This window comes from bacterium, from assembly GCA_013360215.1.
GTDB lineage: Bacteria > CLD3 > CLD3 > SB21 > SB21 > JABWCP01.
In genome coordinates this window covers 1-15,289 of record JABWCP010000003.1, presented here as the reverse complement: position 1 = coordinate 15,289, position 15,289 = coordinate 1, and the positions used below count along the sequence as shown (strand labels likewise).

The 15,289-nt window shown below is 47.3% G+C and carries 14 protein-coding genes; 6 read left to right on the top strand and 8 right to left on the bottom strand.

Translation table 11 applies throughout. The annotated features are described in order from the left end of the window. Positions 1-6 precede the first annotated feature (6 nt). The 4 genes from HUU58_02685 to HUU58_02670 are packed head-to-tail and all read right to left on the bottom strand — an operon-like array spanning position 7 to position 2,066. Positions 7-510, bottom strand: coding sequence for a hypothetical protein (locus tag HUU58_02685; GenBank protein ID NUN44561.1), 504 nt, complete (start codon positions 508-510; stop codon positions 7-9). Further along, complete coding sequence (gene bcp, locus HUU58_02680; protein ID NUN44560.1) at positions 507-968, bottom strand: thioredoxin-dependent thiol peroxidase; 462 nt, start codon at positions 966-968, stop codon at positions 507-509. The genes HUU58_02685 and bcp overlap by 4 nt, the downstream gene beginning before the upstream one ends. A gap of 9 nt (positions 969-977) precedes the next feature. Further along, the gene (locus HUU58_02675) at positions 978-1,193 is read right to left on the bottom strand and encodes a hypothetical protein (protein NUN44559.1); all 216 of its coding nucleotides are present in this window, start codon (positions 1,191-1,193) and stop codon (positions 978-980) included. Between the two features lie 30 nt (positions 1,194-1,223). After that, the gene (locus HUU58_02670; protein ID NUN44558.1) at positions 1,224-2,066 is read right to left on the bottom strand and encodes a hypothetical protein; all 843 of its coding nucleotides are present in this window, start codon (positions 2,064-2,066) and stop codon (positions 1,224-1,226) included. 159 nt (positions 2,067-2,225) lie between these two features. On the opposite strand from HUU58_02670, the gene HUU58_02665 reads away from it, so the two are divergent. From HUU58_02665 to HUU58_02650, 4 genes are all read left to right on the top strand, one after another. Continuing rightward, positions 2,226-5,846 (top strand): multifunctional oxoglutarate decarboxylase/oxoglutarate dehydrogenase thiamine pyrophosphate-binding subunit/dihydrolipoyllysine-residue succinyltransferase subunit, encoded by a 3,621-nt coding sequence (locus tag HUU58_02665; GenBank protein ID NUN44557.1) that lies wholly within the window; start codon positions 2,226-2,228, stop codon positions 5,844-5,846. Between the two features lie 41 nt (positions 5,847-5,887). Then, positions 5,888-7,294: an aldehyde dehydrogenase family protein gene (locus HUU58_02660; GenBank protein NUN44556.1), complete on the top strand. Its 1,407-nt coding sequence runs from the start codon at positions 5,888-5,890 to the stop codon at positions 7,292-7,294. 84 nt (positions 7,295-7,378) lie between these two features. Further along, on the top strand, positions 7,379-8,287 hold the full coding sequence (locus tag HUU58_02655) for an endonuclease/exonuclease/phosphatase family protein (protein NUN44555.1): 909 nt from the start codon (positions 7,379-7,381) through the stop codon (positions 8,285-8,287). Continuing rightward, positions 8,284-8,922, top strand: coding sequence for a DedA family protein (locus tag HUU58_02650; GenBank protein ID NUN44554.1), 639 nt, complete (start codon positions 8,284-8,286; stop codon positions 8,920-8,922). Before HUU58_02655 ends, HUU58_02650 begins: the two co-directional genes overlap by 4 nt. Before the next feature lie 297 nt (positions 8,923-9,219). Here HUU58_02650 and HUU58_02645 read toward each other — a convergent pair whose 3' ends face one another. The 4 genes from HUU58_02645 to HUU58_02630 are packed head-to-tail and all read right to left on the bottom strand — an operon-like array spanning position 9,220 to position 13,374. After that, positions 9,220-10,353 (bottom strand): hypothetical protein, encoded by a 1,134-nt coding sequence (locus HUU58_02645; protein ID NUN44553.1) that lies wholly within the window; start codon positions 10,351-10,353, stop codon positions 9,220-9,222. Positions 10,354-10,369: 16 nt separating this feature from the next. Beyond that, positions 10,370-11,746 (bottom strand): cytochrome ubiquinol oxidase subunit I, encoded by a 1,377-nt coding sequence (locus tag HUU58_02640; GenBank protein NUN44552.1) that lies wholly within the window; start codon positions 11,744-11,746, stop codon positions 10,370-10,372. Positions 11,747-11,775: 29 nt separating this feature from the next. Further along, entirely contained in the window at positions 11,776-12,882 is a 1,107-nt protein-coding gene (locus tag HUU58_02635) for a cytochrome b N-terminal domain-containing protein (GenBank protein ID NUN44551.1), read from the bottom strand. Between the two features lie 24 nt (positions 12,883-12,906). Next, entirely contained in the window at positions 12,907-13,374 is a 468-nt protein-coding gene (locus HUU58_02630; GenBank protein ID NUN44550.1) for a Rieske (2Fe-2S) protein, read from the bottom strand. 260 nt (positions 13,375-13,634) lie between these two features. Between HUU58_02630 and HUU58_02625 the strand changes: the two genes are divergently transcribed. Next, complete coding sequence (locus HUU58_02625) at positions 13,635-14,723, top strand: acyl-CoA desaturase (protein NUN44549.1); 1,089 nt, start codon at positions 13,635-13,637, stop codon at positions 14,721-14,723. Between the two features lie 160 nt (positions 14,724-14,883). After that, on the top strand, positions 14,884-15,289 hold a 406-nt coding region (locus HUU58_02620), incomplete at its 3' end, for a class I SAM-dependent methyltransferase (protein NUN44548.1).

Here is a 15,289-nt window from a genome sequence, read left to right as displayed (position 1 = left end):
GATAGGTTACCGAATAGCTTTGAAACTGGAAATGACTTGATCGAGTAAGGCTTCCGAGGCGTCGCTGTCCACACGGCTAAAACCGCTTTCAAGCATATAGATTTTGTCTTTGTATTGACCGACGCCGATACGGATATACGTGGAATAATTATTTACCGTTTTGATACCGATCGAAAATTTGAAATCAATATTATTGATTTTGCGGGCCTCGTCGCGGATAAATTCTGAATTGAGCGAGCCGACTTTGAGGTATTGCAGAACAATATCGGGATCGGATTTTTTTTCGTTTTCAGCGACCGTAATAAAAAAATAAATCTCGCTGTCCGGGCTGTAGCATTCGATAAAACTCTTTTCCCCGTCCGTATTGATACTGATCTGCCAGTGCGGTGGCGTCTTAAATTCGATACGATACGGCTCAAACCGATGCGTTTCCCACGATGTTTGCGCGGTAGCCAAAGGTGCGACGCAGCAAAAGATAAGAATAGTCGCCGTGTAGATTGTTTTTTTCACAAGGCTTTTATCGCTTTCAAAACATCCTCCGCATGCGTTTCGGCATGAACTTTATCGAACACAAAGGCGATGTTTCCTTTTTCGTTGATAATATAGGTTGTGCGTAAGACCCCGTGATACGCGCGACCAAATAATTTCTTTGGTCCCCATACCCCGTATGTTTTGATCACGCGGTGCTCCGTATCGGTCAAAAGCGGGAACGGCAATTCGTGTTTTTTAGTAAAGTTCTGATGCTTTTTTACCGAATCCGGGCTGATACCGAAAACGGCAATTTTGTTTTTTTTGAAGGCCGCGTGGGCATCACGAAAACTGCATGCTTCGATCGTACAGGTCGGCGTATTATCCTGCGGGTAAAAATAGAGTACCACCATTTGGCCTTGGTAAGCTGAAAGCTTTACCACATTACCGTGGGTATCCTCTAAACTAAAATCAGGAGCCTTGGCGCCAAGTTTGAGCAATGCCATGAATTAATCGTTTTCCGTAGTTACGATCCATTCCAGATTATCAAAACGTGTGTCGGTATAACGTTTTTTTACGATCAGAATGGCAAGTTTTTTGTAATCTTCTTCCGACATCTTTTGTACATCATCAAATTCCGTATAGCTGCGACGGATAAAGTCGAGGTTATTGCTTTTAAATTCTTCGTTGATGCCGTTTTCGGCGTTGGTCACGCGAATAGTCATGGGGATACTCCTTCAAATCAATCCGTTATGTTATTCAATACTATTTTTCAATTCCGCATACCGGCCTTCGCGCAGAAGTTCGCGATAGTGGCGTGCATCGCGGCGATGACGGTGCGCATAGCGGTCTTGCCAGGGCAGTTCAGCTGCTTTGGTAAACGCCGAATCGGCTTCTTTCCATCGCTCGATCAGCACCAGCGTGCGTCCCAATTCTAAATAATGCCGCGGTTCGTCCCGATGCAAACGTATCGCGCGTTGAAAGTGTTCGATACTGCGCGATATGGCGGCCGTGCCGTAGGCTGTTCCCATAAGGCGGGCCGTCGTACGCGAAAACCACGACGCATTGGCGACAAAACGATTCCATAAACCGAGAAGATGTTCGGCTTCATCGGAGAGCGAATCCAGAGCCAGCGCACGTTCTGCCGCAAAACGCATTTCCGCTAATAAGACGCTATGGCGCGAACCGAATTCGTCCATTGCCGCACGTTCGGCCGCGGTGGCCAAGGTCAACCACGCCGCCAACGACGAAGAATCGCAGCTTACGGCGACACGCGCCCATTCAAATGCTTCGGCGTAAAGTTTTTCCTGCTCTTCGCATTTGGGCAAATCGTTGCCCAGTGCAATCGTCTGCAACGCCAGTTTCCACCGGGCTTCGCAGTTAGCCGAATCTTTTTGAACGACGTGACGGTACGCGTCAACGGCTTGTGCCGCATTGTACTGCGCGGCCAGCGAATCGGCGCTGCGCATCCAGGTATAAGGCGTTTGCGCGGCCAAGTCTGACAATATGAAAAAGAACATCACGACGGTCATATAGTACCGTCTTTGGGCCCAAAAGGTTGGGGCCTTTATCCGATCTGCAAAAAAAAGTTTTTTCATACGAATATGCCTTGCGATGGTAGCAAGAATTTAATGGAAAATCAAGCGTTGGATTTGTGTGGATAAAGGACAATTCCATTTGAATTTTATGGCGTTTTGGTTTATTATCACAGCCCTGTAAAAACATCAGGCACCATAGAGGAAATGAAGAATAATAACATGGAAGAAACGACGTTTACCGAAAAAGAAATCAGCGAACTTGAAAAATTTGGCATGAACTCCTGGTTTGTGGAAGAGTTGCTGGCCAGTTATAAAAACAATAGCACGATGGTCAACGAATCCTGGCAGGATTTCTTTGATCGTATGTCTGGCAAACCGGTAACAGCCAAACCGGCGGAAAGTTCTAACGGCAACGGGTCTTTGATGGCTAACATTCCAATGCCCAAACCGGCCGCCGGAGAAGAAGCCGTTGTGCTGCGCGGCGTCGGCGCGAAGATCGTTGAAAACATGTCGTACAGTTTGAGTCTTCCGCTGGCTACGTCGTTTCGCACCATACCCGTAAAAATCCTCGAAGAGAACCGCGCCATTATTAATAATTTTTTAAAAAAATCCAATCGCGGTAAATTATCGTTTACTCATTTTATCGGGTGGGCTATCGTCAAAACGCTCAAGGCGCATCCGGTGATGAATAATGCCTTTACCGTGATGAACGGCGAACCGCATGTCATACGCAAGCCGCAAATCAATCTTGGCCTTGCCGTAGATCAGGAGAAAAAAGACGGTAGCCGTTCTTTGATCGTACCCAATATCAAAAATGCCGGAGCTATGAATTTTGTTCAGTTCTTTGCGGCGTATGATGACATTATTCGCCGGGCGCGTGCCAATAAGATCGAGCCGGCGGATTTTATGGGCACGACGATTTCGCTGACCAATCCCGGCACCGTAGGCACGGTTTCTTCCAACCCGCGACTCATGGTCGGACAGGGTGCGATTATCGCCACCGGTGCGATTGATTTTCCTGCGCAATACCACGGCATGCCGGAATCCAATCTTTCGGCGATGGGCATTAGTAAAGTGATGAATGTTACCAGCACCTACGATCATCGCATTATTCAAGGCGCCGAATCGGGGCTTTTCCTCAAAAAACTGCATGAACTTTTGCTCGGCGAAGACGGTTTTTACGATGAGATTTTTGAGGCCTTGCAATTGCCCGTCAAACCGGCGCAGTGGCAGGTGGATAATTATCCGATGGCGTTCGGTAAATCGCAGGATTTTGAACTGATCGAAAAGCAAGCGCGTATTTTGGAGATGGTCAATATGTTTCGCGTGCGCGGCCACTTATTGGCCAATCTCGATCCGCTCACGCCGCAGATGCTGTATCACCCGGAATTGGATTCGCAAACTTACGGTTTTACGGTATGGGATTATGATCGTGAATTTATTACCGGCGGCTTAGCGGGAAAAAAGAAAGCGACGCTCAAAGAAATTCTCGACATTTTGCATCAAACGTATTGTGACCGCATCGGCGTGGAGTTTCGTCACATTCAAAGCCCTGAAGAAAAGGCTTGGCTGCAGGAACGTATGGAATCTTCCCGCAATACCGGCAAATATTCCAAAGAAGAAAAAAAGCAAATTTTGAAAAAACTCATCGAAGCGGAAAGTTTCGAGCGGTTTTTGCACACCAAGTTTGTCGGCTCGAAACGGTTTTCGCTTGAAGGATCGGAAACGATTATCGCTGTGCTGGATGCGATGTTGCAGTGGTGCGGAGACGACGGCGTCAAAGAAGTCGTGCTGGGTATGGCGCACCGCGGCCGGCTCAATGTGCTGGCCAATATTATCGGCAAATCGTATCAAAAGATTTTTTCGGAATTTGAAGGCCATCACGATCCGCATTCGGCGCAAGGTTCCGGCGATGTGAAGTATCACCTCGGCGCGACCGGTAATTATCCCACGCGCAGCGGCAAATCGGTAAAAATTTCCGTCGCACCCAATCCGAGCCATTTGGAATTTGTCAATCCGGTTGTCGAAGGCATCGTGCGTGCCAAACAAACGCGTATGCCCGGCGAATACAATAAAAACGTAATGGCCGTTTTGATACATGGAGATGCGGCATTTGCTGGACAAGGCGTCGTTGCGGAAACACTGAACTTGTCTCAACTCAAAGGATACCGCACGCGGGGAACGCTGCATCTGATCATCAATAATCAGATCGGATTTACCACCACGCCCGAAGCGGCGCGTTCATCCACATATTCGTCCGATGTGGCGCGTATGGTGCAAGCACCGATTTTTCACGTCAACGGCGACGATCCGGAAGCATCGCTCTGGGTTACGCAGCTGGCGTTCGAATACCGTCAGAAGTTTGAAAAAGATGTCGTGATTGACGTACTCGGCTACCGGCGTCACGGCCACAATGAAGGCGATGAACCGGGCTATACGCAGCCGGTCATGTATAAAAAAATCAAAGATCACGATTCCGTCAAAGAGCTTTACGGTGCGCGCCTGATCGGCGAAAAAGTCATCACGGCGGACGAATTTAAAGCCATGGAATCTGATTTTTACCAAGCGCTCAATACGGCGCTTGATGCGGCCAAACAGAAAGCTATCCCGTACCAATCGGAAACGCCATTGGCGATTTCTGAAGAAGCCGCGCAGGCGGCACCGACTTCGCAGGGAACAGCCGTATCCGGTGAATTGCTTGCAAAGGTCGTCGAAGGCCTCACGCGACTGCCGCACGAATTTACGTTGCATCCCAAATTACAATCGTTTATAGATACGCGCAAAAAATTCATGCATGACGACAGTGTGACCGTGGATTGGGCGTTCGGTGAAGCGTTGGCGTTCGGCACGCTGCTGATGGAAGGTACGCCGATTCGCCTTTCGGGAGAAGATATTTCGCGCGGTACGTTTAGCCATCGCCATCTTGCGCTGACGGATATGAATACCGATCTCGATTATATTCCGATGAATTTTATCGAAATCAATCAATCCAAAATCGAAGCGGTGGACAGTCTTTTGTCGGAAACGGCCGTATTGGGTTTTGAATTTGGCTATTCCATTGCCGATCCGCTTACGCTTGTATTATGGGAAGCGCAGTTCGGAGACTTTAGCAATGTGGCGCAGCCGATCATTGATAATTTTATCGCGAGCTGCAAATCCAAATGGAGTCTTTCTACATCGCTGGTGATGCTGCTGCCGCACGGCTATGAAGGGCAGGGTCCTGAGCACTCCAGTGCACGTCTTGAACGTTACCTGCAACTCTGTGCGGAGGATAATATGATCGTTTGCAATCTGACGACACCGGCGCAGTATTTCCACGCGTTGCGGCGCCAGATCCGTCAGAAAACGGAAAAACCGTTGATCATTATGACGCCCAAAAGCCTCCTGCGTTTGCCGGATGCGCGTTCATACAAACACGAATTTACAAACGGCACGTTTCACGAAATATTGGACGATGCGACGGTCACGGATCGCCAAGCTATAACGCGCGTAATTATTTCGGCCGGCAAAGTGCATTATGATCTGGCTAAATTTCGCACGAAGAATAACCGCAGCGATGTCGCGTTGGTGCGCTTGGAGCAGATTTATCCGTACGATACGGATACTATGAAGCGTATCCTCGCGTCCTACCCCAATGCCGCTACGGTGGCGTGGGCACAGGAAGAGCCGCGCAATATGGGTTCGTGGAATTTTCTGTTAGAGCGTCTGGCGAATGATCTGACGGCGAAACAAAAATTAGTTTACGCAGGACGCAAAGCCAGTGCAAGCCCCGCCGTCGGTTCGCTCAGCGTGCATCAGGCCGAGCAGGAACAGCTTGTGCGTGATGCGTTTGAGCTATAGTGCGATATAATTTTTAACGTTGTTTTAGGCAGGACTTGAAAATGCAGGATTATCGTTTCAGTGAATTATTTGAAGCGCAGAAGAAGCATTTTCAAAATCATATCAAGTCATCCCGCCCCGATGCGCGTATCGTCAAACTCAAAAAAATCCGCACATGGATCACAACGCACGTGCAGGATATTCGCGATGCGATTTACGAGGACTTTCGTAAACCGTCCGTCGAAGTGGACCTGACGGATATCCGTCCTGTGTTGATGGAGATCGAACATGCTCTCGCTCATATTCGTTCCTGGATGGCGCCGCGGTACGTATCCACCCCTCTGCTTTTTTTCGGTACACGATCCAAAGTCGTGTATGAACCCAAAGGCGTATGTCTGATTTTAGCGCCGTGGAATTTTCCTTTTATGTTGTCCGTAGGGCCGCTGATTTCCGCGATCGCGGCGGGAAATTGTTGTATTTTAAAACCTTCCGAAATGACGCCGCAAACGTCCCGGCTTATTGCCCGCATGATAGCCGAATTATTTGATCCCAATGAAGTGTGCGTCGTCGAAGGGGATCATGTGGCAGCGGAAGCTTTATTGAAATTACCTTTTCATCATATTTTTTTTACCGGCAGCCCGGCCATCGGAAAAAAAGTAATGCACGCGGCGGCGGAGCATCTCAGTTCCGTAACGCTGGAACTTGGCGGAAAAAACCCGGTGATCGTTGACGAAACGGCGGATATCGAAGATACGGTTTCCAAATTGTTGTGGGGAAAATTTATGAATGGCGGCCAGTCTTGTATGGCGCCTAATTATGTGTACGTACATCATACGATTTACACGGCATTTTGTGAAGCGCTGGTTGCCATGTACGCACGTATGTTTGGCGCGGCGAACGAGCCCTCGCCGGATGTAGCCAGTCTTGTGAGCGACCGTCACTATGAACGTATTGCCTCACTGATCCGCACGACCGTGGCCCAGGGCGCGAAAGTGCTTGCGGGAAATCATTCCGATGCTGCGCGACGTTATGTTGCCCCGACGGTGCTTGGTAACGTTACAACAGATCACGCGGTGATGCAGGATGAAATTTTTGGCCCGATACTTCCGCTGCTGGAATATACGCATCGTGATGAAGTGATTGCTTATATCAACACGCAGGAGCGGCCGCTGAATTTGTATATTTTCAGTACGGATATGACAAAAGCTGACGCGATCATCGCTCAGACCACAGCCGGTTCGACATGTATCAATGAAACCACACTCAACTTTGCGCATCCGGATTTACCGTTCGGCGGTGTGAATACCAGCGGTATCGGCAAAGCGCACGGATATTATGGATTTCTCGCATTCTCCAATGAGCGCGGTATTCTCAAACAACGACGCGGTTTGACCACGATGAAGCTTGTGTACCCTCCGTACACGGAGCGTGTAAAAAAAATCGTCAAATTGGTAATGAAGTATTTATAAGTTATTTCTCATTTAATCTCTTCGTAACGAAAACATTCTATTCTCATAACATGCGTGTTGTTTCTTTAAAAGAAAACACCGCGCATGAAACAAACAAAAAATTTCCCTCTCCGCGTACTCACGTTTAATGTCTGGGGACTCAAGATCGGACCGCTTCACATCGCACGTGATATTCAAGCACGTATGGATCGCATCGCTTCCGCTCTGCATCGATCGAAATCGGATGTCATTCTGTTGCAGGAAGTATGGTGTCCCTCTATTGCCAATTTTTTAATTCGCGAGTCGGGTTATCCGTACCATGTCTACCAGCCCGGGCGGGGCACATGGCGCGGTCCTTTGGGAAACGGTCTCTTGATGCTTTCACGGTTTCCGATCATGCATACCCAAACGTTGCGATTTCATCGTTTTACTTCGCCGGATGAATGGTTCGTCGGTAAAGGCGCAGTAGCCGCGGATATAGATACTAAACAAGGCATTGTGCGCGTGATCAATACGCACCTGGGATCCGGTAAAAAACCGTTGCATGTCACAATGCGTCTTCAACAATTGCGCCAGCTCCAAAGTTGGGTGGCCGGTTTAGAACATCATATTCCAAGCGTGATTGCCGGAGATTTTAATTTCTCTCCTTCTTCATTAGAATATTGTGTGTTCCGTCATTGGGCTATACATCAATTCCGCGAGTCGCTTACAGATACCTTTTCTGCGCGGCACGGACAGGCGGACGGCCATACCTATTTTGTAGATCGCTCTTATCATGTCAAACCGAAAATGCACGATCGCAATGAACGTATCGACTACGTGTTTTTGCTCACACCCAAACAAAGCCGGCTTGATCTGACTATGGTGGATAGTGAACGCATGCTGAATGACGCAGAACGTCCGTATTCGGATCATTGCGCCGTGTTATCAACCGTGGGAATCCGAATAAAACCGACGCTGCAAGAAATCATTGTCCATAATCCGATACCCATTAACGGAAACATGATCTCATGAGTGAACTGCAAACGGTCATTACCGTATTAAGCGGAGATTTTGAGACGTATGGCTACGCCGGTTTATTTGGATTATTACTATTAACGACCATATTCCCGTTACCGTTGCCGGAAGAACTAATGTGTATTACGACGGGTTATCTTATCGAACGCGGAATAATGAGTCCTGCGCCGGCCATTTTGACGTTGTTTGCGGGTATTGTGATAAGCGATGTGTATCAGTACTATTTTGCTCAGATTCTAGGCAACAAACTCATGCGTGTGCGTCCGTTTTCATGGATACTCAATGAAGAACGCATACGTAAAGCGGACGCGCTTTTTTTACGGCAGGGGTCTAAAGTTTTATTTTTTGGACGATGGGTGTACGGATTGCGTTCAAATATACATTTTGCTATGGGTCTTCTTCGTTTTCCGATTCGACGATTTATCGTTATAGATGCTGCGGTTGTGAGCATACAGTCGGTGTCGCTTGTGTTGATCGGATATTACAGTCCGATGTATATGAACCATTGGGCAAGTCACCTTATGACTCTGCAGCGGTGGCTCTATCCCCTGAGTATGATTGCTCTAAGCGTTGCCCTCAGCGGTATGATTTTCAAAGCATGGAAAAAAAGACAACGCGAAGTGATTTTATAAAAGTACTGCGCTTCTTATTAAGGATCGCATATTTTTATTGTCATTGTCAACGAATCAAGCGTGTCGTAAGAATACATGTAAATTCAATTATGAAGAAATTGATATGCGCCTTAGCGAGCTTGTATTCAGTCTCGCAAAGCCGCAAAGAGAAACGGGAAGTAAACTTTGGAAATAAGTTAGTGGCGCATGCTTGTCAAAACATAGCCAACGAATCAAGCGTGTCGTAAGAATACATGTAAATTCAATTATGAAGTCTTTTATAAAAAAACGCCCGACATTGTATCGGGCGTTTTTCGTTTAAGATTGTTGCGTGTGCGCAGCGACTTCTTTTTTGTATCGAATATAAACCCAAAGTAGCAACCCGATACCGGCGACAAAGGAAATAAAAAAGAGCGCGATGACATCGTTTTGCGGTTTGGTTTGTAATACCGCGTGCGTCCAGTTGACTTGTTTCAGATATTCCTGACGCAACAGATCGCGGCTGATGACTTTTTCTGCGATACCCACGAGCATCGCGGTGATGCCGACCCATCCGATCATGTTGTTCGCTTTGAGAAACGTTACGGCCGCAATAGCCAGTGTTCCGATGATGAATAATGCATGACTGGAAAGGAATAACATTTGTCCGGTGCCCTCCGTGAAGGCTTTACGCAACGCTTCCGGGATGGCAAAATAAAACATAAATCCGACAACGGTATTGGCGACGGTGCCGATGAGAAACCATGTTCCGCCCCAACGTTTCATAAACGAAGAAAGAGCGTTATCTTTTTTCTCACGCATACCAAGTATCAAAACCAACATACCCGCTACGGCAATGGCCGAAAATGCGAAATGCAGATAGCGCGGCATCAGGGTGGCTTCATCCATATTCCAATGATACCCTGTGCCGTTGGTTTGAGTATAAATGTCTAACCATTTTTGCGGTGTCTGCATGAGCGTGAGATTATTGACATAGATAAAAGCGATCAGAAAAAACATCACGCAGCTTATGATCATAAAGATATAACGCCGATTGGCCCATCGTTCAAATCCGCGCGTGTAGGCATACAAACTGTAATAGCCGATAACGATCAGAAACACGACGGACAGCCATATCCACGCCATCAGTACGGACGAGGTATAAAAAAATTGCCCGTATATCACTTGTACGAAAAGCAACGGTGCGATGCCCATCGATACCGTGAGCGAAACACTAAATGGAAGAATATGGCCTAATTTTTCCGCGAGATGGATATGGTGATCTTTGGTTTGCTGATTATTTGTTTTTCTTGAAATCCATTCGGATATCACTGTCATGAATGCGCCGCCAAGGAGTGCATTCATCAGGATGACGTGTAAAAAAAACGTGAGATACAGTAAAAAAAGAATCAATCCGATGTCGCCGGGTACGCCGAGCGGATCGGGATGAGGTATGGGGAGTTGGTTCTGCATACGCATGATTCCTGGGTTAGTTTTTGATGCTGGCGGTCGGTGCTGGCGCCGGCGTTGTTGTGGGTATGCTATCCGTCGGAGGCCATGGACCCGCGCCCACAATATCACCGATATAGTCCGCCAATGCACGGCGTTCCTGTTCATCACCCATAAAAGGTGGCATGATGCCCGTTGCCGGCAGCGTCGTTAGACGGCGAAAGATAAATTCACGATCCCAGCCTTTGGCCAAATCTTTCATCGAACGATAGCCGGTCGGTGTATGACAGCTCTGGCACTGCGCGAGAAATATTTTTTGCCCGACGGTTTTCATATTGGCCGGCGTGATTTCTTTTTCGGCGATCCATGGATAATGTTTGAGAATGCCGTAATTGGAAGAATCCGCCGAAGCTTTTTTCAAGGTGCCGTTGGAATACAAATAACCGTACACGGTGTACGGCTTACGAATCATTTCACGAATACTTTCCGTGGCACCGGTGACGATCAAACCCAGAATCAGTATCGCCACGCTAAATCCGAAAGTGAAGATTTTCGGATTGAAAAACGGACCGACCAATGCGATCACGTAGATCGTCACGGATAAAAGCATGGTTAACAAAAGTACGCGGGTCAACACGGAAAGATTGCCTGCGCCGATATTGGCGATACCCGTTTCCAAAAGTTTGGCCACATCGGCCGGGAGGCTTGTGAAATACCAGTATAAAAAGAACGGCAGCAGGAAAAACGAAGGCATAAGCCATTTGGCCGAATAATGCAATAAGCGGGTGCGCAAATTTTCGTCTTTGACGCGCGAGGATGTAAAAATCGAAAACACACCGGCAATCGTACACATGATCAAAAAGCGAACGATGACGGACGGGAAATACGAAGGATTAAAAAATCCGTCCCACACATTACCGGTCTCAAGCCATTTACCGGGCGTCAACATGAACGTCAGAATACCATTAATCACCAAGAGGGAAAATGCGGAGATGATAAAATACAGCCATGCTAACTTCACGTGAAATTGCGGCGAGACTTTGTCCCAGGAGTAGTAATAAAAAAACGCAATGGCGATTTCGACCACAAAGACCACCCATTCGATCGCCCAAAAGAACATAAAATTATGAATCAAAGCCTGGATCGAAGCGGGATTGACCAATCCGACGGCAAACCAGATACCGATGCCGCCCATCGCACCGAGTACGGTCGTAAGCAAAAGCAAAAAATTAGAATGGCTTCGAAGATAACCGATCATAGCTTGATCATTGCGCTTGACGGCTAACGCTTCTGTGACGGCCATATACAATCCGCCACCGATAGCAAAGTGGGAAATATAGACGTGCGTCATGGCGATCAATCCGATGATCCACCCATGTCCGACGCCGCCCACATTCCATACGGGATATTCAGGCATATACGAGCCCTTTCATTGAAATAAAATTTTCATTTCGAATAATGGCCCCACATCGTGAAGATGATAAAGCCGGTCAAAAATGCGATACCAAAATAGAATGTCGCCCGTGAACGCCATGCCGGCGCCGTACGCGAATCAATAAAGGGTATCGCGGCCCAAAGCGCACCTACCAAACTGAAGAGCATGATTCCGAAAAGTTCGCCTTCGATCGGTCCGATTTCCGGCGGGAATAGTTTGAGCAGCTGGAACATGGCGAGGAAATACCACTCCGGTTTGATACCTGCCGGAGCCGGTGCCAGAGGATCGGCTTCCGCGCCGAGTTCCCAGGGAAACATCACTGCCAGCAAGCCGAGAAAATTCATAACAATCAGCCATACATACACATCTTTGATCGCGAAGTCCGGAAAAAACTTCATGTATTTCTTTTTGTCGGCGGGTTGATTTTCAAAAAACTCCGGTGCGTGAATGCCTTGAAGTTGAACGAAAAGCAAATGCAAACCCAGCGTCATCATAAAAAGCGCCGGCAGCACCCACACGTGCAACGCGTAAAAGCGCTCAATGGTTTGCGTGCCGAGTTCTTTACCACCGCGCAGCATGTCCGCGATGAACCCGCCCATCACCGGGACGGCTTCAGTGGTCTTCACGCCGATCTGTGTGGCAAAATAAGCCAACTGATCCCACGGCAAAAGATACCCGCTAAATCCGAAGCCGAGGCACATGGCAAGCAAAATCATGCCCGTCATCCACGTCATTTCCCGCGGGTATTTGTAGGATTTCATAAAAAACACACTGAACATATGCAGGAATACGAAAAAGACCATGAGGTTGGCCGACCAACTGTGTGTGGAGCGGATCAACCAGCCGAAGTCTACTTGCGACATGATGGCTTGTACGCTGGCGTGGGCTTCACCGGCATTGTAGTGAACCATCAGCAGTACGCCGGTCACGATCTGAACGATAAACAAAAATAAGGAGATGCCGCCCATGTAATACCACACGCTGTGCTTGTGTACGGGTACTTCTTTATGTTTGAAAAAAGCGACTATCCAGCCTACGTCGTAGCGTTCCCGTATAAATTTGGGAAGAAACGCAATATTCGGATCGTCATGGTTTTTATTGGCAATTTCGTTGGACATAGTTTTTTTGCGTTTAGTGATGGATTAAACCCGATGAATCACGATTTCGTCTCCGTTGGTGACGACTTTGAACTTATCTAAAGGCGCCGGCGGCGGCCCGGCAATGTTTTTTCCGGTAAGATCATAGATGCCGCCATGGCATCCGCAAAAAATATGATTCTTGTCCGATACATACTGTACCGTACACCCGAGATGCTTGCAGGTTGCGCCAAGTGCCACCAATTCGCCCGCATCGTTTTTCAGCAAGAGTACAGGTTTGCTTCCAAATTTGACCAACTTGGCCCGGACTTTGTCAAAGTCGGCTACTTTACCGGCGACGACCGATTGTACGGCATTGGCCGTATCTTCTTCGACCCGCGGTTTCAGATAACGATACACCGGGTACAAAAATGCGCCGATCCAGAGCATAAAGCCGCCCGTAAAGACCGTGCGCATAAAATCCCGCTTGTCGGGCATATGAATATGCTCCGATGGATCCTTGGTGTCTTTCATAGACAGGTTCTCGCGTTAGGTTGTGAAACAATTATGTAGAAAGATTGGACTGATTCGGATCAAAAGAAGTGCGCCAATATAGATAGGCGCAACGGATGACGCAATAATTTTTTAGTTACTTAGGTAGTTTAAATTAATTTTATTTTTCTACTTGAGATTTTAAATATAATTTATGACTATTACGCGTCCTACAAGCGACGCGATAACACTGCTTGATATAATCGGTTTCACTAACCAATCATAAATAGAAAGTTTTTCCAATGGATCGAAAGATTTCCTTTGCACCGGTACAAGGCGCTTTTAGCCAGGTACTCAAGGAACGCGTTCAGCAATACTTTGCTGAAAAAGGCATTTCCATGCGCGGCGGTTTGCATATGGCTATCAAAAGTGGCTTTTATTTGAGTTTGGCTGTGATGACTTACGTCCTTATAATTTCCGGTATTTTATCGGTATGGGGGCTTTTGCTTGCAGCTATGCTCATGGGCTTTTTAGTAGCGTGCATCGGCTTCAATGTAGGGCATGACGCCATTCATGGTGCGATGTCACACCGTAAATGGGTCAACACGCTGATGGGGCTTACATTTGAAATTTTCGGTGCTAGTGTGTATTTGTGGCGCATGTATCACAATGTGATTCATCATACCTATACCAATATTCCGGGTGCGGATCGTGATATTGACGGTCGTCCTTTGATAAAACTCGCACCCAGCCAGCCGACGCATAAGATTCACCGTTTTCAGTATATCTACGCTTTTGCGGTGTATACGCTCACATCGCTTAATTGGGTCCTGCGCAAAGACTATCAGCGTATGTTTATGAAGCATAACGGTGTGTACACGACGAAACTGCCGTCGGTGCCGCTCATCGCAAGCATGTTTATGTTCAAGCTCGTGCATTTCACGCTATTTCTTATTTTACCCATTATTGTGTTGCCGGTTCCGTTCTGGATGGTGATCATAGGATTTCTTGTGATGCACATGACGACCGGTATTACGCTGGCATTAGTATTCCAAATGGCACATGTGGTGGAAGGTATGGAGTTTCCCGAGCCGCACGAAGACGGTATGCTCGAAAACGAATTTTTTGTACATCAATTGAAAACGACTGCTAATTTTTCACGTAAAAGTAAAATTGCTACATGGATTTGTGGCGGACTCAATCTGCAGGTAGAGCATCACTTGTTCCCGCATATTTGTCATACGCATTACCCGGCGATTTCGGATATCGTAAAACGAACCGCGCAGGAATTTGGAATACCTTATTATGAGAATAAGTCGTTCTGGTCGGCGCTGGCGTCGCATGTACGCCATCTGCGTAAAGTAGGATATATCCCTGTACAATTAGGGTAAAATTTTGAGATATGACTTAAAAAAAGTCATTACTTTTAAAATATTTTTCTTATCATTCGCCGCACCAACATGCGGCGAATTTTTTGCGTGTTGGCTCAGACGGATCGCATAACATCAAAAGATCATTATTATAGTTATAGGGGATAATTACCGTAACACTATGAATACGTATCTCAAAAATATAGTCGAGTATTATCACGCGACGGAAAAAGCTTACCATCTGCACTGGGATGTGAAAAACAGTTTATCCGTGCACTACGGTTATTGGGACGATAAAGTCTCTTCATTTTCCGAGTCGCTGCTTCGGATGAACGAAGTGATGGCAGAGGCGGTGGGGATTACATCATCGGATAGGGTACTTGACGCCGGTTGCGGTGTAGGCGGGAGCAGTATTTATCTTGCCAAAACCCGCGGCTGCCATGCGGTAGGAATCACACTTAGTGATAGGCAAGTTGCCCAAGCGGAGGCTTTTGCCAAAGACCGTGGTGTATCCGAACAGACGGAATTTAAAATCATGGATTATTGCCATACGGATTTTCCGGATGCATCGTTTGACGTGGTATGGG

Excerpts from the sequence above, each read along its gene's own strand:
- HUU58_02675 (NUN44559.1), bottom strand. The coding sequence starts at position 1,193 with ATGACTATTCGCGTGACCAACGCCGAAAACGGCATCAACGAAGAATTT.
- HUU58_02670 (NUN44558.1), bottom strand. The coding sequence starts at position 2,066 with ATGAAAAAACTTTTTTTTGCAGATCGGATAAAGGCCCCAACCTTTTGG.
- HUU58_02665 (NUN44557.1), top strand. The coding sequence starts at position 2,226 with ATGGAAGAAACGACGTTTACCGAAAAAGAAATCAGCGAACTTGAAAAA.
- HUU58_02660 (NUN44556.1), top strand. The coding sequence starts at position 5,888 with ATGCAGGATTATCGTTTCAGTGAATTATTTGAAGCGCAGAAGAAGCAT.
- HUU58_02655 (NUN44555.1), top strand. The coding sequence starts at position 7,379 with ATGAAACAAACAAAAAATTTCCCTCTCCGCGTACTCACGTTTAATGTC.
- HUU58_02650 (NUN44554.1), top strand. The coding sequence starts at position 8,284 with ATGAGTGAACTGCAAACGGTCATTACCGTATTAAGCGGAGATTTTGAG.
- HUU58_02645 (NUN44553.1), bottom strand. The coding sequence starts at position 10,353 with ATGCAGAACCAACTCCCCATACCTCATCCCGATCCGCTCGGCGTACCC.
- HUU58_02640 (NUN44552.1), bottom strand. The coding sequence starts at position 11,746 with ATGCCTGAATATCCCGTATGGAATGTGGGCGGCGTCGGACATGGGTGG.
- HUU58_02635 (NUN44551.1), bottom strand. The coding sequence starts at position 12,882 with ATGTCCAACGAAATTGCCAATAAAAACCATGACGATCCGAATATTGCG.
- HUU58_02630 (NUN44550.1), bottom strand. The coding sequence starts at position 13,374 with ATGAAAGACACCAAGGATCCATCGGAGCATATTCATATGCCCGACAAG.
- HUU58_02625 (NUN44549.1), top strand. The coding sequence starts at position 13,635 with ATGGATCGAAAGATTTCCTTTGCACCGGTACAAGGCGCTTTTAGCCAG.